Source organism: Nisaea sediminum, assembly GCF_014904705.1.
Lineage (GTDB): Bacteria > Pseudomonadota > Alphaproteobacteria > Thalassobaculales > Thalassobaculaceae > Nisaea > Nisaea sediminum.
In genome coordinates, this window is the sequence record NZ_JACZCQ010000009.1 from 114729 (window position 1) to 134583 (window position 19855).

General features: G+C 63.8%; 22 protein-coding genes. 9 read left to right on the plus strand and 13 right to left on the minus strand.

The window, feature by feature from the left end; genetic code table 11:
* The first annotated feature begins 100 nt into the window (after window positions 1-100).
* Window positions 101-1018: an SMP-30/gluconolactonase/LRE family protein gene (locus tag IG122_RS18510; RefSeq protein WP_193187218.1), complete on the plus strand. Its 918-nt coding sequence runs from the start codon at window positions 101-103 to the stop codon at window positions 1016-1018.
* 6 nt (window positions 1019-1024) lie between these two features.
* On the opposite strand, the gene IG122_RS18515 is transcribed toward IG122_RS18510, so the two are convergent.
* Complete coding sequence (locus IG122_RS18515) at window positions 1025-2095, minus strand: radical SAM/SPASM domain-containing protein (protein ID WP_193187221.1); 1071 nt, start codon at window positions 2093-2095, stop codon at window positions 1025-1027.
* 174 nt (window positions 2096-2269) lie between these two features.
* Here IG122_RS18515 and glk point away from each other — a divergent pair, with 174 nt between their 5' ends.
* Window positions 2270-3217, plus strand: coding sequence for a glucokinase (glk, locus tag IG122_RS18520; protein ID WP_193187224.1), 948 nt, complete (start codon window positions 2270-2272; stop codon window positions 3215-3217).
* Window positions 3218-3232: 15 nt separating this feature from the next.
* On the opposite strand, the gene rocD is transcribed toward glk, so the two are convergent.
* Both rocD and rocF read right to left on the minus strand, forming a co-directional pair.
* Entirely contained in the window at window positions 3233-4444 is a 1212-nt protein-coding gene (rocD, locus tag IG122_RS18525) for an ornithine--oxo-acid transaminase (RefSeq protein WP_193187227.1), read from the minus strand.
* A 24-nt stretch (window positions 4445-4468) separates the two neighbouring features.
* The gene (rocF, locus tag IG122_RS18530; protein ID WP_193187230.1) at window positions 4469-5404 is read right to left on the minus strand and encodes an arginase; all 936 of its coding nucleotides are present in this window, start codon (window positions 5402-5404) and stop codon (window positions 4469-4471) included.
* Between the two features lie 149 nt (window positions 5405-5553).
* Between rocF and IG122_RS18535 the strand changes: the two genes are divergently transcribed.
* Window positions 5554-5997 (plus strand): Lrp/AsnC family transcriptional regulator, encoded by a 444-nt coding sequence (locus IG122_RS18535; RefSeq protein WP_193187234.1) that lies wholly within the window; start codon window positions 5554-5556, stop codon window positions 5995-5997.
* Between the two features lie 30 nt (window positions 5998-6027).
* On the opposite strand, the gene IG122_RS18540 is transcribed toward IG122_RS18535, so the two are convergent.
* Window positions 6028-6741: a hypothetical protein gene (locus IG122_RS18540; protein WP_193187237.1), complete on the minus strand. Its 714-nt coding sequence runs from the start codon at window positions 6739-6741 to the stop codon at window positions 6028-6030.
* Window positions 6742-6977: 236 nt separating this feature from the next.
* On the opposite strand from IG122_RS18540, the gene IG122_RS18545 reads away from it, so the two are divergent.
* Window positions 6978-8138 (plus strand): mandelate racemase/muconate lactonizing enzyme family protein, encoded by a 1161-nt coding sequence (locus tag IG122_RS18545; RefSeq protein ID WP_193187240.1) that lies wholly within the window; start codon window positions 6978-6980, stop codon window positions 8136-8138.
* Between the two features lie 19 nt (window positions 8139-8157).
* Here the strand turns inward: IG122_RS18545 and IG122_RS18550 are convergent, their stop codons facing one another.
* Together IG122_RS18550 and IG122_RS18555 are read right to left on the minus strand one after the other, a co-directional pair.
* The gene (locus IG122_RS18550) at window positions 8158-8490 is read right to left on the minus strand and encodes a DUF1330 domain-containing protein (protein ID WP_193187243.1); all 333 of its coding nucleotides are present in this window, start codon (window positions 8488-8490) and stop codon (window positions 8158-8160) included.
* 79 nt (window positions 8491-8569) lie between these two features.
* Window positions 8570-9364, minus strand: a complete 795-nt coding sequence (locus IG122_RS18555; protein WP_193187246.1) for a helix-turn-helix domain-containing protein — start codon at window positions 9362-9364, stop codon at window positions 8570-8572.
* Window positions 9365-9500: 136 nt separating this feature from the next.
* Here IG122_RS18555 and IG122_RS18560 point away from each other — a divergent pair, with 136 nt between their 5' ends.
* Window positions 9501-9905: a hypothetical protein gene (locus IG122_RS18560; protein ID WP_193187249.1), complete on the plus strand. Its 405-nt coding sequence runs from the start codon at window positions 9501-9503 to the stop codon at window positions 9903-9905.
* A gap of 125 nt (window positions 9906-10030) precedes the next feature.
* Here the strand turns inward: IG122_RS18560 and IG122_RS18565 are convergent, their stop codons facing one another.
* Window positions 10031-10627, minus strand: a complete 597-nt coding sequence (locus IG122_RS18565) for a TetR/AcrR family transcriptional regulator (RefSeq protein WP_193187252.1) — start codon at window positions 10625-10627, stop codon at window positions 10031-10033.
* A gap of 199 nt (window positions 10628-10826) precedes the next feature.
* On the opposite strand from IG122_RS18565, the gene IG122_RS18570 reads away from it, so the two are divergent.
* Window positions 10827-11534 (plus strand): MBL fold metallo-hydrolase, encoded by a 708-nt coding sequence (locus IG122_RS18570; RefSeq protein WP_264299734.1) that lies wholly within the window; start codon window positions 10827-10829, stop codon window positions 11532-11534.
* A gap of 46 nt (window positions 11535-11580) precedes the next feature.
* Here IG122_RS18570 and IG122_RS18575 read toward each other — a convergent pair whose 3' ends face one another.
* From IG122_RS18575 to IG122_RS18600, 6 genes are all read right to left on the minus strand, one after another.
* On the minus strand, window positions 11581-12300 hold the full coding sequence (locus IG122_RS18575; RefSeq protein WP_193187258.1) for a hypothetical protein: 720 nt from the start codon (window positions 12298-12300) through the stop codon (window positions 11581-11583).
* 71 nt (window positions 12301-12371) lie between these two features.
* Window positions 12372-13334: a pirin family protein gene (locus tag IG122_RS18580; protein ID WP_193187261.1), complete on the minus strand. Its 963-nt coding sequence runs from the start codon at window positions 13332-13334 to the stop codon at window positions 12372-12374.
* Window positions 13335-13449: 115 nt separating this feature from the next.
* Window positions 13450-14178: a GntR family transcriptional regulator gene (locus tag IG122_RS18585; protein WP_193187264.1), complete on the minus strand. Its 729-nt coding sequence runs from the start codon at window positions 14176-14178 to the stop codon at window positions 13450-13452.
* A gap of 32 nt (window positions 14179-14210) precedes the next feature.
* A complete protein-coding gene (locus IG122_RS18590; RefSeq protein ID WP_193187267.1) occupies window positions 14211-15494 on the minus strand; it encodes a TRAP transporter large permease in 1284 nt (427 codons plus the stop codon).
* 6 nt (window positions 15495-15500) lie between these two features.
* On the minus strand, window positions 15501-15947 hold the full coding sequence (locus tag IG122_RS18595) for a TRAP transporter small permease (RefSeq protein ID WP_193187270.1): 447 nt from the start codon (window positions 15945-15947) through the stop codon (window positions 15501-15503).
* A gap of 43 nt (window positions 15948-15990) precedes the next feature.
* Window positions 15991-16971: a C4-dicarboxylate TRAP transporter substrate-binding protein gene (locus IG122_RS18600; RefSeq protein ID WP_193187273.1), complete on the minus strand. Its 981-nt coding sequence runs from the start codon at window positions 16969-16971 to the stop codon at window positions 15991-15993.
* Between the two features lie 175 nt (window positions 16972-17146).
* On the opposite strand from IG122_RS18600, the gene IG122_RS18605 reads away from it, so the two are divergent.
* The 3 genes from IG122_RS18605 (at window position 17147) to IG122_RS18615 (ending at window position 19838) form a co-directional block, all read left to right on the plus strand.
* On the plus strand, window positions 17147-18034 hold the full coding sequence (locus IG122_RS18605; protein WP_193187276.1) for a DMT family transporter: 888 nt from the start codon (window positions 17147-17149) through the stop codon (window positions 18032-18034).
* A gap of 117 nt (window positions 18035-18151) precedes the next feature.
* The gene (gene dusA, locus IG122_RS18610; RefSeq protein WP_193187279.1) at window positions 18152-19141 is read left to right on the plus strand and encodes a tRNA dihydrouridine(20/20a) synthase DusA; all 990 of its coding nucleotides are present in this window, start codon (window positions 18152-18154) and stop codon (window positions 19139-19141) included.
* Between the two features lie 61 nt (window positions 19142-19202).
* Window positions 19203-19838, plus strand: coding sequence for a pyridoxamine 5'-phosphate oxidase family protein (locus IG122_RS18615; protein ID WP_193187282.1), 636 nt, complete (start codon window positions 19203-19205; stop codon window positions 19836-19838).
* Window positions 19839-19855 lie beyond the last annotated feature (17 nt).

Consider the following 19855-nt stretch of genomic DNA (forward strand, 5'->3'; position numbering starts at 1 on the left):
TTTGTTGTGAGGGAGCCTGCCGATTTGGACGGAAAATGGGAAGACCTCCTGTCGGGGTTGCGCAAGAATGGTCGAAAATTTTCATTCGGGGGGATGGGACATGGCCGCAAGCGATTATGAGTTCCGCGACGAGCGGTTCAGGAGAAGTGTCAAGATCATCGAGACGGTCGAACGGATCTGGACCGGCGGGAAATGGACGGAGGGGCCGGTCTACGTCCCCGCCTACAAATCGCTGATCTGGAGCGATATTCCGAACGACCGGCGGATGCGCTGGGACGAGTGTTCGGGCGCGGTCGGAGTGTTTCGTGCCAACGAGGGCGCCAACGTGAACGGCAGTACCCTCGACCGGGAGGGGCGGGTGATCTGCTGCGAGCATGGCAGCCGAAGCGTTACGCGGATGAACCATGACGGCACGATCGAGACTCTTGCCGACCGGTTCGAGGGCAAGCGATTCAACAGTCCGAACGATGTGGTGGTGAAGTCCGACGGCTCGATCTGGTTCACCGACCCTGCCTACGGCATCGAATCCGACTACGAGGGTTTCGAGAGCGAGGAGGAGATCGGCGGCCAGCATGTCTACCGGATCGACGGCGCGACCGGGAAGATCACCCAGGTCACAGACGATTTCACCTGCCCGAACGGGCTCGCCTTCTCGCTCGACGAGTCGAAGCTCTACATCGCGGACAGCGGTGCGACCCGCTATCCGGACGGGCCGCGGCATATGAGGGTCTTCGACGTGACCGAAGACAACCGGTTGACGGGCGGCGCGGTGTTCGCCGAGTGCGAGAAAGGCGTCTTTGACGGTTTCCGCTTCGACAATCGCGGCCGGATCTGGACCAGCGCCGCGGACGGTGTCCATTGCTACGATCCCGACGGGACGCTGATCGGGAAGATCTTCATTCCCGAAACCGTTTCTAACCTCTGCTTCGGAGGACCGAAACGGAACCGGCTTTTCATCACCGCGACGACGAGCGTCTATTCGGTTCTGCTGGCGTCCAGCGGTCCCAGGGACAGGTGAGCAGGCCTAGTCGGCCGCGTCCTGGCTCCTGAGGGAAAGGCGCTTGAGCCGCGCCTCCTCGAGCACGCCCGCGAGCACTTCGGTATGGAAGCGGTCGCAGCCGATGCAGAGATTGCGGTAGGGGCGGCCGTCGACCGTCACTGTTTCGGATTTCTTGAGGAACGTTTCCACATCCCAGCCATGGGAGATCCCCATGCGCTCGGGATGGCCCATCGAGATCGCCTCGAACGCCGGATGGCCAACGAGGCTGTCGATGATGTCCTCCAGCCGCTCCTCGGTCAGGTTGCCGAGCGGTGCCTTGGTCTTCAGGCAGCAGGGGAAGACGTCTCCGTTCGGATCGATGGAGACCTCGGAGCCGGAATAGCGCCGATTGAGGAAATTGAGGCCACCCGACCAGGCGTTGCAGAAATTGTCCGCGATGGTGGCGCGGGACAGGCCGTTCGACCAGGCCCGGCCGCGCGGCCAGATCTTGCCGATCCAGGCATCCTCGGTCGCGCCGAAGAAGGAGAAGTTGGGGCCGTCATCGTCCCAGGCACGGACTTTCGGATCATGCAGGAAGGGGCGCATGCCGGCCGCCTCGAACCAGGAAACCAGCTGCTCCTGCAGCGGGACCCGCTTCTCGCCCTCCATGCCGACATGGAAATCGTCCATGCCCGCGACGGAGATCATGTAGATGCCGCGCTCCAGCAGCTCCTCGATGATCTGTTCGGTCAAGAGGTCGCCGGTGGTCTGTACCACAAGCTTCACTCCGCCCTGCGCCCGGTACTTGTCGCGGATCTGTTCCAGCGCCGGATAGAGGATGGTCTCGCGCACCGGGTCCAGCAGCACCTCGCCGCCGGAGACGATCACCCGGCTGGTCCGCTCGACATACCCGCCGGCAGCGGAATCGTCCGGCTGTTGCAGATCGAGATAGGTCAGGCGCTCCGGAAGGTTCGCGATGATCTTCGGAAAATTCTCCTCCGCCGCACTGACGACGGCATTCAACTCGTCGCGCACATAGGGCCGGAAGCGCTCCTCGTAGCAATGCTTGCAGCGCCGGTGACAGGCCCAGGAGAGGACGTAATAGATGCTTTCCATCAGCATATTCCCGTGTTCGCCTGATGTCGCATATGCCTGATCTCCGGCCTGCTGTGAAGTCACGCCTCCGTCAGCGGATCCGGAAGTCGTGTGATGATCCGGCCTGCGGCCTCGCGCGACGTCCCGGACATGCTAGGCTCTGCTTGCGGCTGATATTCGGAGTACGGGCGGCGAATGAGTGTGTGGACTTTGATCGGGGACCTCGGCGGCACCAATCTGCGGCTGGCGCTGACGGATGGTGCCGGTCTCAGGAGCGAGAGGGTCTTCAAGACCGAGGAGCATGCCGGTTTCGAGGCCGCTCTCGATCTCTATCTCGACGGGATTGCCCCGGCAGAGCGGCCGCGCAGCGCGATCGTCGCGGTCGCCGGTCCGGTTTCGGGCGACAGGATCCGTCTCACCAACTGCCCGTGGCAGTTTTCCCGGGACGCCGTGCGCGAACGTTACGGCTGGTCCCGTTTCGGATTGATGAACGATTTCGCGGCGGTGGCGGCGGCGCTGCCGCATTTCGCGAACGGGCATCTCGATACCGTGCAGACCGGCGTCGAGGTGGCGCGGATGCCGAAACTGGTGCTTGGCCCCGGAACCGGCCTCGGGGTCGGTATCACGGTGCCCGCGGGCGAGACCTGGCGCATTCTCGAGGGCGAGGGGGGGCACGTCACTCTGGCCGCCTCCAGCGACGCGGAGGCGGATCTCGTCGCCCGGCTCTCGCGGCGTCTCGGCCATGTCTCGGCCGAAGACGTACTGTCCGGACCGGGCCTGGTGAACCTGTTCTCCGCCATTGCGGAACGCGATGGCCTGGACCTCGAGCCCGCGCGCGGCGAGGAGGTCGTCGAGCGTCTCGACAGGGAAGGCTGTCCCGCGGCCCGCGAGGCGGTGGAGCGGTTCTCGGGCTTTCTCGGGACGGTGGCGGGCAATGCCGCACTCACCGCCGGCGCCCGCGGCGGGGTCTATCTCGCCGGCGGGGTGCTGCAGAATCTGGGCGACCGGTTCCGCACGGACCTCTTCAGGGCTGCCTTCAACGCGAAGGGCCGGATGAGCGCATATCTGGAAAACGTCGCCGTCCACCGCATCACCCATCCGGAGCCCGGCCTGCTCGGGCTGCAGGCGCTCGCCCGCAGCTAGGGCGGCGACCTTCCCTCAGTGGACGTTGGTCAGCACGTCGCTGAAACGTTCCAGAGCCCAGTCCACCTGGTCGCGGGTGATGACCAGCGGCGGAGCGATGCGGATCGAGTGCTCGTGGGTATCCTTCGCGAGGATCCCGCGCTCCTTCAGGGCGTCGCAATATTTGCGCGCGCCGCCCGCTTCCGGCTCCAGTTCGACCGCCAGCATCAGGCCGCGGCCGCGGACTTCCTTCACCGCGTTCGAGCGGATGCCCTCGAGCTCCTTCTTGAAATAGGCGCCCTGTTCGGCCGAGTTCTCGATCATGCCCTCGTTCACCAGCACGTCGAGCGCGGCGCGCGCGATGGCGCAGGCGAGCGGATTGCCGCCGAAGGTCGAGCCGTGCTGGCCCGGCTGCAGCACGCCGAGCACGTCCGAGTTCGAGAGCACGGCCGAGACCGGATAGAAGCCGCCGGAGAGCGCCTTGCCGACCAGTGTCACGTCCGCCTCGATGCCCTCGTGCTCCTCCGCCAGCAGCTTGCCGGTGCGGCCGAGGCCGGTCTGGATCTCGTCGAGAATGAGAGTGACGTTGTGTTCGGTGCAGAGTTCCCGCATCCGCGTGAAATAGCCGACGGGCGGAATGATCACGCCGGCCTCGCCCTGGATCGGCTCGATCAGGGCCGCGACGGTATTCGCCGTGATCGCTTGCTCGAAGGCGTCGATATCGCCGAACCTCACCACCCGGAAGCCCGGGGCGAAGGGGCCGAAATTGCCGCGCGCGACGGGGTCGGTGGAGAAGCCGACGACGCCGATGGTGCGACCGTGGAAATTGTTGGTGAAGACGATCACCTCGGCCTGATTCTCAGCCACGCCTTTGGTCTCATAGCCCCACTTGCGGACCGCCTTGATCGCGGACTCGACCGCCTCGGCTCCGGAGTTCATCGGCAACACCTTGTGGGAGCCTGTGAGCCGCGCGATGTCCTCGTAGAAACCGGCGAGCTGGTCGTTGTGGAAGGCGCGGGAGGTGAGGGTGAGCTTCCTTGCCTGGGTCACCATCGCCTCGAAGATCTTCGGGTGGCAGTGGCCCTGGTTCACGGCGGAATAAGCTGAGAGGCAATCGAGATACTGCTTGCCGTCCACGTCCCAGACATGGACGCCCTCGCCGCGCGTCAGCACAACATCGAGCGGCTTGTAGTTATGCGCGCCGAGGCGCTGTTCCGTGGCGATGAGGTCTGCGGCGGCGTGGCCCATGATGGTCTCCGTGGTTGCGTGGTCTCAGTAAGGTCGGTTCGGCCGGTCCATGACCTTGCGGCCAAAGAGGCTCGCGGTCAGGTCGACCATGAGGCGGGCGGTCCTTCCGCGATCGTCGAGGAACGGGTTCAGCTCCACGAGATCGAGCGAGCCGACCCGGCCGCAATCGTTCAGTTTTTCCATGATCAAATGGGCTTCGCGGAAGGTCGCGCCGCCCGGGACCGTGGTGCCGACCGCGGGCGCGATTTCCGGGTCGAGGAAATCGACGTCGAGGCTGACATGGATGACGCCGTCCGCGTCCTCGACGCGTTTCAGGAAATCGGCCAGCAGCGCGCCGATGCCGTGCTCGTCGATCGCCCGCATGTCGAACACCTCGATCGGCTGCTCCAGCAGTTCGCGATGCTCTGCCGGATCGACAGAGCGGATGCCCATCATGGTGATGTTTTCGGGCTTCACCGGAATCTCGAGCGGCGGGAAATAGCCCTCAAAGCCGCCGCGGCCGGTGAAATAGGCGACCGGTACGCCATGCAGATTGCCGCTCTCGGTGCTGTCGAGGCTGTGATAGTCGGTGTGGGCGTCGAGCCAGAGCACGAAGAGCTCGCGACCTTCGTCACGGACCGCCTTGGCGATGCCGGGAAGCGTCCCCGCCGCGAGCGCATGATCTCCGCCGAGGAAGATCGGCGTGCGTCCGTCCTGCTTGGCCTCGTAGGCCGCCTCTGTCAGCGTCTGCACCCAGCCGGCGGTTTCAGTCAGGTTCTTGATCGCCCTGTTTGGATGGACCCGTTCGTCGAGCGGCGCGGCGGCGCAGTTGCCGAGATCCTCGACCGCATGACCGAGGCTCTGCAGCGCCCGACCGAGTCCGGCGGTCCGGAAGGCGTCCGGTCCCATGAGGCAGCCCGGTTGGCCTGCCCCGATCTGCACGGGGGCGCCGACAAGTACACAGGAACGGCGATCGGTCATTGATTGCTCCACTCTGTCGATCAGGAAAGCAGCCCGCCGACAAACCTGTCGAACTATGCGGGCAGGGCGATGGCGCAAAAAAGATAGCAATTCGCGCAAAATGATAGAGTATATCACCAGATCGATAAGCAAAAGTGACGTTTTGATCAATGGATGCGATTGACGAGAGACTCATTGCGGCCCTGCGCCGGGACGGCCGCGCCGGGATTTCGGAGCTCGCCGCGATCCTCGAGGTCTCCCGGGCGACGGTGCGCAGCCGCCTCGAGCGGCTGGAGCGTGACGGGCACATTCTCGGCTATACCGTGGTGCTTCGGGGCGACGCTCAGGAAATGCCGGTGCGCGGCATCATGCTGATCGAGATCGAGGGGCGCGGGACGGAGAATGTGGTGCGCCAGCTGACCGGCATCGGTGCGGTCGGCGCGATTCACTCGACCAACGGAAGGTGGGACCTGATCGCGGAGATCGGCGCCGAGACGCTGACGGATTTCGACGATGTTCTGCGCCGGATCAGGCTGATCGAAGGAGTCGCCGCATCTGAAACCAATCTGTTGCTGGCGACCCGGCGCAGCGCGCGGGCGGCACGCGCCGGCTAGGGAAGGATTTCAAAGGCCCCCGAATTCGTATCAAGGACGATACTGGGTCATCGGCCGGTGTTTGATCAGGTTCGTATCAATGCGCTTGGCAACATTTGTTTTCATGGCGCTGACATCGGACGTGATGCCGAGGTTCCAGCTCTCAAACCGAAGAAGTCCAAATTTTTCAGGGTTTGCCTCGATCAGGTATTTGCCAGAGGCCAGAATCACATCGCCGATATAGAGCACTTCGCCGGGTTTAATGCTGAAAACGGGCACCCCTGGCCGCATCTTTTTGTCTTTCAGGGATTTGATGACTGTCCTCTGCCCGTAGGAACGCATTATCTGGCCATCAAGATACCAATCTCCGGGTGTGATCTCGAACATCCCGTAGTTGGTTTCGGTAAACCGCTCGGTCTCGCTGGCCGGGTCGTAGATCAAATCGGGTTTGCCAACCCACACCGTGAATAGCTCTGGCGAAGGTTCATAAAGGGTAAGGATGTCGAGACTTTCGCCTTTAGCTGAATCGTATCGCCGGAACTGGACGAGCGCCTCAGCAAAGGATCTTGGCGCCGGTGACTCGGCAATCATGGTGAGTTTTGCCGCCGCTTCGGGCGAAGGGTTGAACACGCGGTACGCGCCGCCGACGATCACGATCGCCTTGTCCGGCGAAGGGCCATTCTCGAAAGCTTGGTTGCTTGATGTGGCACAGCCGCCAAGAAAAGCGAGGCACAAAATTGCGACGAAACTCGACACAGAATTCATTCCTGCATTCTCCCATTCAGACCAGTCAGTGTGTTTATCTTCCCCATGTGAGGCGTGCAACCGCAGGCTGCTGAATGTGAGCGGCATGGAAGCTAACGAGCATCGCACGATAAATGCGAAGACCATACGGGCGGCGTGAAACTGAGGATTTCAGTAAAGCCTCGCGCGGCCTAAGCTTTCGCTGTCGGGGAGGCGGCAAGACCTCCCGGAGAAGACTGGGAGAAGAACGCCGCGCCATGAAGATCACGTCGATCCGCAGCCACGTGCTGCAATACGGCCTCGCCGAGGAACTCGGCTATTCCCAGCAATATTACCTGAAGCGCACCACTCACCTCGTCGAGATCTCGACTGACGAGGGGCTGACCGGCTGGGGTGAGTGTTTCGGCGGCGGAGATATCGCCTTCGCCAACAAGGCGATCGTCGAGCGCGTGATCCAGCCCATGGTGCTCGGCATGGATCCGCTGGCCCGCGAGGTGATCTGGCACAAGGTCTATAACCTGCTACGCGACCACGGGCAGAAAGGCATGCCGCTGCAGGCGCTCTCCGGCGTCGATATCGCGCTCTGGGACCTTGCCGGCAAAGTCCACGGCGTGCCGCTCTACCGCCTGCTCGGCGGCGCCTTCCGCGAGCGGATTCCTGTCTATGGTTACGGCATGATGCTGCAGCGGGTGCCGGACCTGAAGGAGCGCTTTGCCGCCGACAGTGCGGCGATCCGGGATGCCGGCTACAGAGCCATGAAGATGAAAATCGGTATCGATCCAAAGACCGATGTCGAACTGGTCGAGACCGTCCGCAACGCGATTGGCGACGAGACCGGGCTGATGGTCGATGCCAATCATGCCTATACAGCGCGCGAAGCGATCCCGCTCGGGCGCGAGCTGGAGCGGCTCGGCGTCGCCTGGTTCGAGGAACCGGTGGCGCCGGAGGACCGGCAGGGCTACCGGGATCTCTGCACCGCGCTCGACATGCCGATCGCGGGCGGCGAGGGGGAGTTCACCCGCTGGGGCTTCCGCGACCTGATCCGCGAGCGCTGCGTCGACGTGCTGCAGCCCGAAGTCTGCGGCCTCGGCGGGATTACCGAATATCTGAAGGTCCGGACCCTCGCCGAGGCGCATTTCCTGCCCATCGTGAACCATGTCTGGGGCTCGGCCGTTGCGGTCGCGACCAACATGCATCTGCTTGCGGCCCTGCCGGATTTGCCGGGCAGTGCGCACCCGGTGCAGCCGATGCTGGAATACGACACAACGCCGAACCGTTTCCGCGAGGAACTCCTGACCGAACCGCTCCGGGTCGGCGAACAGGTCAAGGAAAGTGGTGGAACGGTCGCGCTCCCGGGCGGGCCGGGGCTCGGGGTCGAACCGGACCCGGATTTCCTGAAGAGCTTTGAAGTCAGCTGAGGCGCCTTCGCGCAGCAGGTCAGGCCGCAACCCCCGCAAGGATATCGGTTGCACGGTGGTCATCAGCTACGCCGTCGATCAGAAGCACCGTGCCGGCGGAGTTGCGCGTCCTGAGAGGACGGATCTCCGTATATTCCTCCGAGCGGTACCAGGCGCGGGCGCGCGTCATGTCGGGAAACTCGATGATGATAAGGTCGCCCGACCAGTCTCCCTCGACGCAGTCGGCGCGGGCACCGTGCACGCGGAACCGCCCCTCGAAGGGTGCGAGTGTCTCGTCGATCCGTTCGAGGTAGCGGACGATGTCCTCGCCGAACGTGACGGCCGTCAGGTGTCCGATCGCGTATGCCGACATGTCATTTCTCCGGATCGTAACAGGCGGGCGCATCCTGCGGCCGTCCGGCCACGCTGCCAATTACCCCGGAGGTAACGCTTCAGCTGCCGGCTATCGTCCGCAGCAGATCCGCCGTGTGCTCGTCGGCGGGGAAGAAGGCCTCGATCGCAAGCTCGGAGAGCGTGATGTCGATCGGCGTTCCGAAGACGGTGATCGTGCTGAACATCGAGAGTGTGCCGACGGGCGTATCCAGCTCCAGGGGCACAAATACGCCGCCATAATCTGCCTGATGCTCCGGAGGTCCGGAGCGGCGGAAGGGATAGGATTCAAGCTCTTGAAGCAATTCGATCAGTCCGGCATCGGCGCTCACCTCGATCTGCTGCCGGAGGCGATGCAGCAGGTGGTGGCGCCATTCCGCGAGATTGCGGATCCGCGGCGCGAGCCCGTCCGGATGCAGCGCGATCCTCAGCACATTGACCGGTGGCTCCAGCAGGGCGGGTGATATGCCGTCCAGCAGCGGCGGGATCATTCGGTTGGCGCTGACGAGCGACCAGTGCCGGTCGACCGCAACAGCCGGATAGGGCTCGTGTCCGCTCAGCACCTGCTCGACCGCCTTCCGAGCGGCGGCGAGCGAAGGGTCGTCGAGCGTGCGAGCCGGGAAATGCGGGGCATAGCCGCCGGCCAGAAGAAGCAGGTTCTGTTCGCGCGGCGGCACGGCGAGGCGCTCGCAGAGGAGCAGGATCATCTCCCGGCTCGGCCGCGCCCGGCCCGTCTCGACGAAGCTCAGATGTTTGGAGGAAATATCCGCCTCGAGCGCGAGGTCCAACTGGCTGAGCCGGCGGCGGCGGCGCCAATCGCGGAGCTGCTGTCCGATAGGGTGTTGCTGCTGTGTCATGGAGCACAAGATTAGGTGCGCTCAGGAGGCGAAACAATTACCTCCGAGTTAATTGAGCGCATTCCTGAGCGGGGCGAGGCTCCTCGGCAATGCGGCGGTCACGGGGATCGCCGCGTCATAGCCAAGGAGCGACGTCATGAATTTCCTCTCATCTCCGCGTGCCCTCAATAACGTGCTGCTGCTCGATGCGGCCGCGACGCTCGCGACGGTCGTCCTGCTGGTCGCCGGCGGCGGGTTTCTGGCAGGGTTACTCGATCTGCCGGAATCATTGCTGCGCGGTGCCGGTCTCATCCTGCTGCCATTCGTCGGCTTCGTCGTCTGGGTGGCGCGGCGAGAGAGCCCTCCCGCAGTGGCGGTCTGGATCATCGTCGTAGCCAATCTCCTCTGGGTTATCGCGAGTGCGGGTCTGATCCTCGGGCCGTGGTTGCAGCCGAACCAGCTCGGCATTGCCTTTATCGCGATGCAGGCCGTGGTGGTCGCGGGGTTTGCCGAGCTGCAGGCGATTGCGCTGTGGCGCCGTCCCGTAGCCTCGCTTGCCTGAACCTTTTGGGGATCGCGTTCCGTCGCCGACCTGTCGATGGGGCGCTTGGGCCCGTACAGCAGCAAGGCCGGATCAGCCGGTCCGGCCTTGCTGCCAATTGACCGGTTTCCTCGTGGGCGATCCGTCTATACCCCGCGGGCGCCCCGCAGCCAGGTGCAAGCCAGGTCCAGCTTGCCTTCATCATCGAGCCCCTGCTCGTCGAGACTGGACCAGGTGGTGAACCTGAGGGCGTGCCGGATCGTGGCGGCGATGCGATCGCGATTTTGAGTGTCGTCGAATGCCGTGATCAGAGTGTCGCAGACACTGTCGAGAAATTCGCTGAAGTCTGACATCGGTTTCTGCAGGGCCGGGACAAACGCCACATCATGATGGGACATGGTCCACATCCGCCGCGTCCGTGTGAAATAGCTGTAGAAGGCCGCGGCCGAAGCCCGAAAGCGCGCTTCGGCGCTTTCGATTTCTGCCCAGCTCTCCGGGTCCGGGGGAGGATTGAGGGACAGCCAGTGCGCCGTGCAGGCCTGGAAGACCGACGTTTCGTCGGGGAAATAGCGGTACACCGTGAGCCGCTGGACCCCGGCGCGTTTCGCGATCGCGCTGATCGAGGTGGCGCGTGGACCGAGTTCCTCATGCAGATGCATCGTGGCCTCGACGATTTTCTCCCGCGTCGCCTCCTCGGACCGGGCCCGCTCCCGCTTCAGGTAGATGCGTTTTCGTTCTTTCATTCAGTGAACATGATCGTTCACTGAAATCTTGACAAGAGGCAATTCCTCGCCTAATCGCAAATTCAGTGAACAATGATGTTTATTGAAAATGGTGAGAATGATGAAACACGTCACTGAACCCCTCCAGCTCGAGACCCGGAGCGTCACGGAAACATGGTCGGCTCTTCCGTCCTGGCTGCCGGTGCCCGGTCTTGGCGCGTTGCCGGTCAATGCGTTTCTGATGAAGGGACCGGAGCCGGTACTGGTCGATACAGGTTTGAGCGCCCTGCGCGCGCCGATGCTCGAGAGATTGTTCCAGGAGATCGACCCGGAGGATCTGCGCTGGATCTGGCTCAGTCACACCGACGCCGACCATATCGGGAATCTCGATCGGATTCTGGAGCTGGCACCCAACGCCACGGTGGTGACCAGTTTCCTCGGGGCTGGAAAGATGGGATTGATGGGGGTCGGCGATCCCGACCGCTTCCGTCTCCTGGAGCCGGGTGAAGTGTTCGAGGCCGGCGGACGCCGGCTACATCAGGTCAAGCCGCCTTACTACGACGCACCCGAGACCATGGGATTCTTCGACGAGACCGATCGCGTCCTGTTCGCGGCCGATGCTTTCGGAGCCTTGGTGCAAGGCCGCGCCGATGAAATCGACGAGATTCCGGCGCCGGCGCTGCGCGAAGGCATGATCGCCTGGTCGAGCGTCGACGCGCCTTGGCTGGCGAACATAGACCGGCCATCATTGGCCGGAATTTTGGGAATGCTGGAGTCGCTCGGACCGGAAGTCATGCTCTCGGGGCATCTACCGGTCGCGCATCGGCTCGAAACCCTCACAGGAATAATCCGCGGAGCATATGGGCTCGGCATCACAGATATTGTGAGGCCGGAAGCGGCGGCAGAAATTGAAGCCGCATTTTCCTGAGCTCGTTCGAGCGGCCGGGGCATCGCTCCGGCCGCTCGGCGGTCCATTATTCGCCGAACTGCGTCATCGGGCGATAACGGATCAGGCTGGTATCTATTCGTTCCGCGACGCTCGTTTTCATTGCCTCGACGTTACCGGCAATCGCGAGGTTCCAGCTGTTCGCACGGAGCCTGCTGTATTTCTGCGGGTCGAGATCTCTCAGATATTGTCCCGAGGCCAATACCACGTCGCCGACATAGAGAACCTCGCCCGCTTCGACGTGAAACACCGGAACGCCCGCGCGCAATTTGTCCTCCTTGACCGAACGGACGATGGTGGTGCTGTTCATCGAGCGGACGATCTGGCGATCCAGGAACCAGTCGCCCGGCGTTACCTGGACTATCGCGTAATTTGTGGACCCGAACCTCTCTACCGGGTCTGGAAGGCTGAGAAGCTTGTTCGGCTTGCTGAGCGGAACCGGAATGAGCTCGGGCGAGGGATCTTCAAGGACGAGTTTGTCCAGATCGTCGCCGGTCGTCGGGTCATAACGCCTGAAGGATGCGGACGCCTCGGAGAGGACCGCCGGGACGCGCAGCGGAAGCGACACCACCTCGATCTCGTCGACTTGCCCGGCCGGTCCGAAATTGGGAACCAGGAACGCACCGCCGACTATCACGATGGCCTTGCCGGGGGCGGGGCCGCCTTTGAAGGTGCTTTGGGTTGAAATCGCGCAGGCGCTCAGGAGAGCGCAGAGCAGGAGCGCGGTGAAACGCTTAAGAGCAGGCATGGGACCCCCGGTCGAGATTTCGCGAAGGCTAGTCCGGTGTCGGGAGGCCTGCAACTCCTGCGGTCTGCCGCTCAGTCGAAACTCCGCCCGCCGACGGCTCTGCGCGGCCGTCCCTTGCCTTCGGGCAGGGGGATGAACTCCTCCTCGTCGCCCGGCACGGTTTCGAACCGCCCGCGGCGCCATTCCTCCTTCGCCTGCTCGATCCGTTCGAGCCGGGAGGAGACGAAGTTCCACCAGATATAGCGCGGCCCCTCCATCGGCTCGCCGCCGAACAGCATGAAGCGGCTGTCGCGTGCGGCGCGTACCATTGCAGGGATGCCGAGATGGATAACCAGCAGGGTGCCCGGCCCGTGCCGGTCGCCATCGACCTCGATCTCGCCGGTCAGCACATAGAGCGCGCGCTCCTCGTGGCTCGCCTCTACCTGATAGGATCCGCCGCCGCCGAGTTTGATATCGGCATAGAGGGTTTCCGACGCGGTCCGGAGCGGCGAGCTCACCCCGTGCAGCGAACCGGCGATCAGGTGCATGGAGAGCTTGCCGTCGGTGATGGAGGGAATCTCGCCTTCGGCGTAATGGAGGAAGTCCGGTGGCGTTTCCTCTTCCGCTTCGGGAAGGGCGACCCAGGTCTGCAGGCCGAAGAGGCGCTGGCCGGTTTTCCGCAGGTCGTCGGAGGTGCGTTCCGAATGAACGATGCCGCTCCCGGCCTTCATCCAGTTCACCGCGCCCGGACGGATCGCCTGTTCGGTGCCGAGGCTGTCCCGATGCAGGATCTCTCCATCCAGCAGGTAGGTGACGGTGGCAAGGTTGATATGCGGGTGCGGGCGCACGTCGATGCCCTCGTCGGTCAGGAACTCCGCCGGGCCCATCTGGTCGAAGAAGATGAAGGGGCCGACCATCTGCCGTTTCACGCTCGGCAGCGCGCGGCGGACCTCCATTTCGCCGAGATCGACGGCGCGCGGCACGATCACGGTCTCGATCGCGTCGCAGGCGGCCTCGTCGCCAAGGACCGGGTCGGGGCAGGGGCTCCAGCTCATTCTCGTCTCCGCTCGCGTCTTCTGAGTGCTTGCGGAGTCAGGTGAGCCTCCGAGGCGAGAAAACCAGTGCTGTCAGGTGAAAGGATTGTTTCCACTGGCGGCCGCCGAGGGAAAGTCAGTCCCGTTTTTCGAAATGATCGGGATGCGCCGCCATGATCGCCGGGATCGAGGCCATGGTCCCGGACAGGTGCTCGCGGACCTGCAGCTCGACCCTCTCAAGGTCGCCGGCGGTAATCGCTGCGAGGATGCGATCGTGGAGATCGAGGACCTGCGCCATCTTGCCGGGGTCCGGCAGGTTGAGGGTCCTGAGCCGGTCGATATGGCCGGAACGCCCCGAGATCAGGTGCCAGAGCGAGGCGACACCTGCCGCCTGGAAGAGCGAGAGATGGAACAGCCGGTCGAGGGCGGTGAATTCCGGAATGTCGTGATCCTCACCTGCCATCTTCTGCATCTTGAGGACCCGGATGGTCGGAAGCAGCAGGTCCGGGTTGCCCGCCTTGGCGAGGGTCTTCGCGACCTCGATCTCGACGCTGATGCGCAGAAACTGGGTCTCGCGCGCCTGCTCCGTATCGATCCGGGTCACCAGCGTCTTGGACTGGGGATAGGAGACCACCAGGCCTTCCTGCTCCAGCTTCAGGATCGCCTCGCGGACGGGAGACTGGCTGACCTGGTGTTCCCTGGCGATCTCGGCGCGCGAGAGGACTGTGTCCGGCAGCAGCTCAAGCGAGATGATGCGGGCCCGGAGCCGCGCATAGACCCGCGCGGCGGCGGTGCCTTGCTGGTTCGGGGCCGTCAGGTCGTCTGACGCCTTGATCAGGGCTTCGGACAGGGAACCGAAGTTCATGCAATTACCTCGTTCTAGCGCGATCTCATGACCTACATGAGCCGTCCCGGCATGAAAAGCGAAAGCGCCGGAAAGGCGACCAGCATCAGCAGGAAGACGAAGAGGGCCAGGAAATAGGGTGCCGACGCTTTCGAGAAGGCGCCGGTCTTGACGTCGAGAATGCCGCAGACCGTGAACATGATGACGCCGACCGGCGGCGTCAGGCCGCCGATATTGATCAGGGTGACCATGAGGATGCCCATATGGACCGGGTCGAACCCCGCCTGCACCAGCACCGGCAGCACGATCGGTGTCACCAGCAGGATGTTTGCCGCGCCCTCGAGGAACATGCCGCTGACCAGCAGCAGCAGGAGCACGAGGGCGAGGATGAAGAACGGTTCCGAGGTGAGCGTGGTGACCATCGCGGCGATCTGCTGCGGTCCCTGCTCGAGTGTGACGGCGTAACCGAGGACTGCCGCCATCATTATGAGCAGCATGACCATGCCGAGATCGGTCACGGTGCTCCGGATTGCCTCGTAGAGTTTCGCCAGCGTCAGTTCCCGGTAGATCACGGTGCCGACGAAGAGGGCGTAGAACACCAGGAAGGCGCCGGCCTCGGTCGCGGTGAAGAAGCCGAAGCGGAAGCCGACGATCAGGATCACCGGGAAGGCGAGCGCCCAGGCGCTTTCCTTGAAGCTCGCCCAGAGCCCCGCCGTTGTCGGCAGTTCTTTCATGTCCGCCGCGTAACCGTTGCGCCGGGCGACGATCCAGGCGGTCAGCATCAGCGTCGCGGTCAGCAGGATGCCGGGCACCACGCCGGCGAGGAACAGGCGGCCGATCGAGACCTCGTTGATGAAGCCGAAAAGGATCAGCCCGATGCTCGGCGGGATCGTCGCGGTGATGATCGAGCCGAAAGCGAGGACCGCCGCGGTCGCGGCTTTCGAATAGCCGCCCTTGGAAATCATGCTCGGTCCCAGCAGCCGCGCTTCCATCGAGGCGTCGGCGACGGCGGAGCCGGAGATCCCGCCCATCATCAGGCTGAGGACGATCGAGACCTGGCCGAGCCCGCCGGCGAGCCAGCCGGTCAGGAGGCGGGCGAAGGTGATCAGCCGCTCGGTAATGCCGGTCGAGTTCATCAGGTTGCCGGCGAAGATGAAGAATGGAACGGCGAGAAGGGGAAAGCTCTGTGTCGCGGTCACCATCTTCTGGATCGCCACCGTCGGCGGCATCGTGCCGGTCAGGGTGAAGACCGGAAAGGCGGCCAGCGCCAGTGCGAAGGCGACCGGCAGTCCGCTCAGCAGGAAGAGGAGGAAGAGCGCTGCAATGAGAGTCAGCATCTGATGTCAGGCCTTGCTTCGGACACGCTGGAGAAGCTGGATGGCGAGCGTCCGCATCATCAGCGCGAAACCCACCACCATGCTGGCGTGAAAATAGGAGCCGGGGATCTGCAGGGCGCCGTCGAGCCGGGGATGCATCAGGATGGTGTTCTTCCAGGCGAACCGCATCAGGTAGGCTAGCAACCCGATCATCACCAGGAGATTGACGATCTCGACCAGCTTGCGGGCACCTGGCGGCACGTTGTCGAGCAGCAGGCCGATGCCGAAATGCCGGTCGTGCTGCAGGGCGAGATCGATCGAGAGGATGCAGAGCCAGAGGAACAGCAGCTGCGCCACCTCGATCGACCAGATGATCGGCGACCCCGTCGCCCGGGCGACGGAGGCGATACCGACCAGGAGCACCACGGCGACCAGCAGCAGCGCGGCGCAGGCATATTCAATTCGTCTCAACATGGGGCCGCCTTGTTTCTGAGCCTGCGCCGCGCGGAAGTGCGGATTAGCGTCCGAGAACCTTGTTCACGATCGCGACTTCCTTGTTGAGGTTCAGCAACTCGTAGACCCCGGATACGGCCTTCTTGTAGGGCGCGAGATCGGTTTCCGAGATGGTGACGCCGCTCGCGGCGACGTCGGCCAGCGCCTTCTCACCGAGATCGATGGTGAGCTGCGAGGCGTAGCGGCCGTTCTCCACGGCGAGATCGCGCACGATCTTCTGGTTCTCCGCTGAGATCTGGTCCCAGGCTTCGGCGGAAACCACGAGCGCGGTCACGAGCTGGATGTGGCCGGTCTTGGTCACGTGCTTGATGACCTCGTAGAGCTTCGCGCCCTTGATTGCCGTCGGCTGTGCTTCGGCGGCGTCGATCACGCCCATCTGCAGGGCGGAATAGACCTCGCCCCAGGCAATCGGGGTGGGCTCCGCACCCATGGCGCGGATAGTCTCGATCCAGATCGGCGCGCCGATGGTGCGCATGCGCACGCCCTTGAGGTCCGCCGGCCCGGAGATCGGCTTCTGGGTCAGCGCATGACGCGGGCCCTGGTACCAGTTGGAGGCCAGCATCACGAGGCCGGACTTTTCCTTCAGCGTGTCGCCCCAGGCGAGATATTCCTCGGACAGCGCGAACTTGTCGGCCTGGTCGTAGGTATCGAACAGGAACGGCGCCGACATGATGGCGAGCGACGGCACGAAGCTGGAGAGCCGTGCCACGTCGGTCACGGTGCCGACATTCGCGCCCGCGCGTGCCTGGTCGATCATCTCGGTGGTGTCGCCAAGCTGCGAGCTATGGAAGACCTGCACCTGGACTTCGCCCTTGGTGGCCGCTTCCACTTCTGACTTGAACTTGTCGAGCCCCCGGCCCATCGGATCGTCCGGCGCGAGGACGGTGCCGATGCGAAGGGTCGTGGCCGCGATCGTGGGCATGGCGGTGCCGATGCAGATGGCGGCGGCCGCACAGACTCCGAGCAGTTTCCTTGTAAAGGTCATGAGATCCTCCCTGTGGATTATTAAGATGTTAAATCATCTAATATATTAGTTGTGCGGCATGCTATTTTCGCCGCCGGCGCACTGTCAACTGGTTTTCAAGTAATGAGGGGAACGCGCGGGCCTACCTGCCGTATCAGGCATGGCCTATCGGTCTTCCTGGCTGTACAGAGATGGGATGTATCACAAGGGCGCCCTCCTGGCGGTCGCGGGGATCCTGCTTCTCAGTTTCGATGTTCCCCTGATCCGCATGATCAGTGCTGACAGCTGGACGGTCATCGTCTGGCGTGGCGGGCTGACGGCGATCTCGTTTTCGCTGTTCGCTGCACTGCATCCGCGAATGCGGGAACGGTTCTTCCGCGTCCCAAGCGCCGGCACACTGCTGACCGGTCTGCTGTTCAGCGGAAGCACGGTCGCCTTCGTCCTCGCGGCAAAACTCATTCCTGTCTCGAGCGTGCTTACATTCGTCGCGACCATTCCGCTCGGCGCCGCCCTGCTGTCGCGGGTCTTTCTCGGCGAGCGTCTGGACACGTCTCTGATCTTCGCTCTCATCGGCGCCTCCTTCGGGGCGGCCCTGGTCGCGCGCGGGGACTGGGCGGCCGGAGATCCTCTCGGCTACGGGGTGAGCGTGCTGATCGTTCTCTGTGTCGGCGGATACCTGACGGCTCTCAGGAGCAGGCTCAAACCCTATGCGCCGCAGGCGCTGGCCCTGTCGGGCCTGTTCGCCTCGGTCGTTGGTTTGGCTGTGGGCGGAATGCCCGCTGTGGTCGCGGCCGACATTCCCTATCTGCTGACGCTCGGCTTGGTGGTCGTGCCGGTGTCCGTGGCGCTCCTTTCTGCCAGCACGAGATACATCAGCGCCTCCGACGTCGGCATGATCATGGTCCTGGAACTCGTTTTCGGCGTGTTCTGGGCCTGGCTCTTTCTCGGCGAGGAGATGGCGCGCGTGACCGCCGTCGGCGTCACTATCGTCTTTCTCGTGCTCATGCTGCGGGCACGGATCGCCTCGCGGAAATCGGAGCAGATCCCTGAGGAGATCGTCGTGCGTGCCGAGCGGGCAGACTGATCCCGCCTTGCGCCGGCATGCTCCCTGATTCCGCAAAAACTTGAGGTTGCGCGCGCGGATGACCATAAAGGGCGCGTAACGGACGAAACGAGTGCCGCGCAACCGTACGAGGAGCGCATGCAGGCCGCCGCGCAACCACACCGCATATCCGTCGCACCGATGATGGACTGGACCGACCGGCACGACCGCTATTTCCTGCGGCTGATCAGCCGGCGGGCGGTGCTCTATACCGAGATGGTGACGACCGGCGCGCTGCTGCACGGGGATGCGGCGCGGTTCCTGCGCTTTGACGGCACGGAACACCCGGTGGTTCTGCAGCTCGGCGGCAGCGAGCCGGAAGCGATGGCGGAATGCGCCCGGATGGCCGAGGCCTCAGGCTATGACGAGGTGAACATCAATGTCGGCTGCCCAAGCGACCGGGTGCAGTCCGGCAGCTTCGGCGCCTGCCTGATGCGCGAGCCGGATCTTGTCGCGCGCTGCGTCGAGGCAATGAGTGAAGCGGTCTCGATCCCGGTCACGGTGAAGTCGCGCATCGGCGTCGACGACCAGGTGCCGGAGGAGGTGCTTCCCGACTTCATCCGGCAGGTCAGCGATGCGGGATGCCGGCATGTCATCGTCCATGCCCGCAAGGCCTGGCTGCAGGGGCTCAGCCCGAAGGAGAACCGGGATGTCCCGCCACTCGACTATCCGCTTGTCCATGCGATGAAGCAGGCGCGGCCGGATCTGACGGTCTCCATCAACGGCGGCATCCAGAGCCTCGACGAGGCGGAGCAGCAGCTCGCCCATGTCGACGGGGTGATGATCGGGCGTGCGGCCTACCAGACGCCGTGGGTCCTCGCAGATGTCGATCGTCGCTTCTATGGCGAGACCGGGGCGACGGTAGACCCGTGGGAAATCGCCGAGGCGATGGTGGACTATGCCGGCGCCCGGATGGCAGAGGGCGTGCCGCTGAAAAGCATCACCCGGCACATGCTCGGCCTCTTCCAGGGCCGCGCCGGTGCGCGCGCCTGGCGGCGGCATCTCTCGGAGAACGCACATCTCGACGGCGCCCGCCCGGAAGTGATCCGCGAGGCGGCCGCCCTGGTGCCCCGTCAGGAAGCTGCCTAGCCGGAGCCGGCCATTCGGTGTTTGATGCGCGTTCGGACTGACGACACGAGCGGGCAATGCAATGAATGTCTTCGAAGACCGGGCCTTCTTTCACGAGGGCATGCGCGACTGGCAGGATCGCTTCGACGGGCGGCGCACGGCGGAAGCGATCGAGAAGAACCGTAAGCATTATGCGTTCTGGGAGGATGAGATCGCGTTCATCCAGGCGGCGCCGTTCTTCTTCATCGCCTCGACCTTCGAGGATTATGTCGACTGCAACATCAAGTCAGGCGATCCGGGCTTCATCAAAATCGTCGGTCCCAACATCCTCGAATATCCCGAATATGACGGGAACTCGATGTACCGCACGGTCGGGAATATTGCGAAGAACCCGAATGTCGGACTGCTCTTCGTCGCCTTCGACGGCAAGAGCCGGCGTATCCGCGTCAATGGCAAGGCGGAGATCCTGACCGACCCGGAAGCGCTCGAGCGGCATTACGGGGCAAAGATGGTCGTTCGCATCGAGTGCGAGATCTATCCGAACTGTCCTCGCTATACCCCGAACCTGGCCGATCGGGAGCCGTCGCCGCATGTGCCTAGGGAGGGCGAGGGCACGCCGCCTCCGCCGGAATGGAAGACCCGCGACTACATCAGGCGGATCCTGCCTGAAGGCGATCCGCATACGTCGCTGGTCAACAAGGACGGCAGGGAAAAGTGATGCTGCGGGGCGCTGCC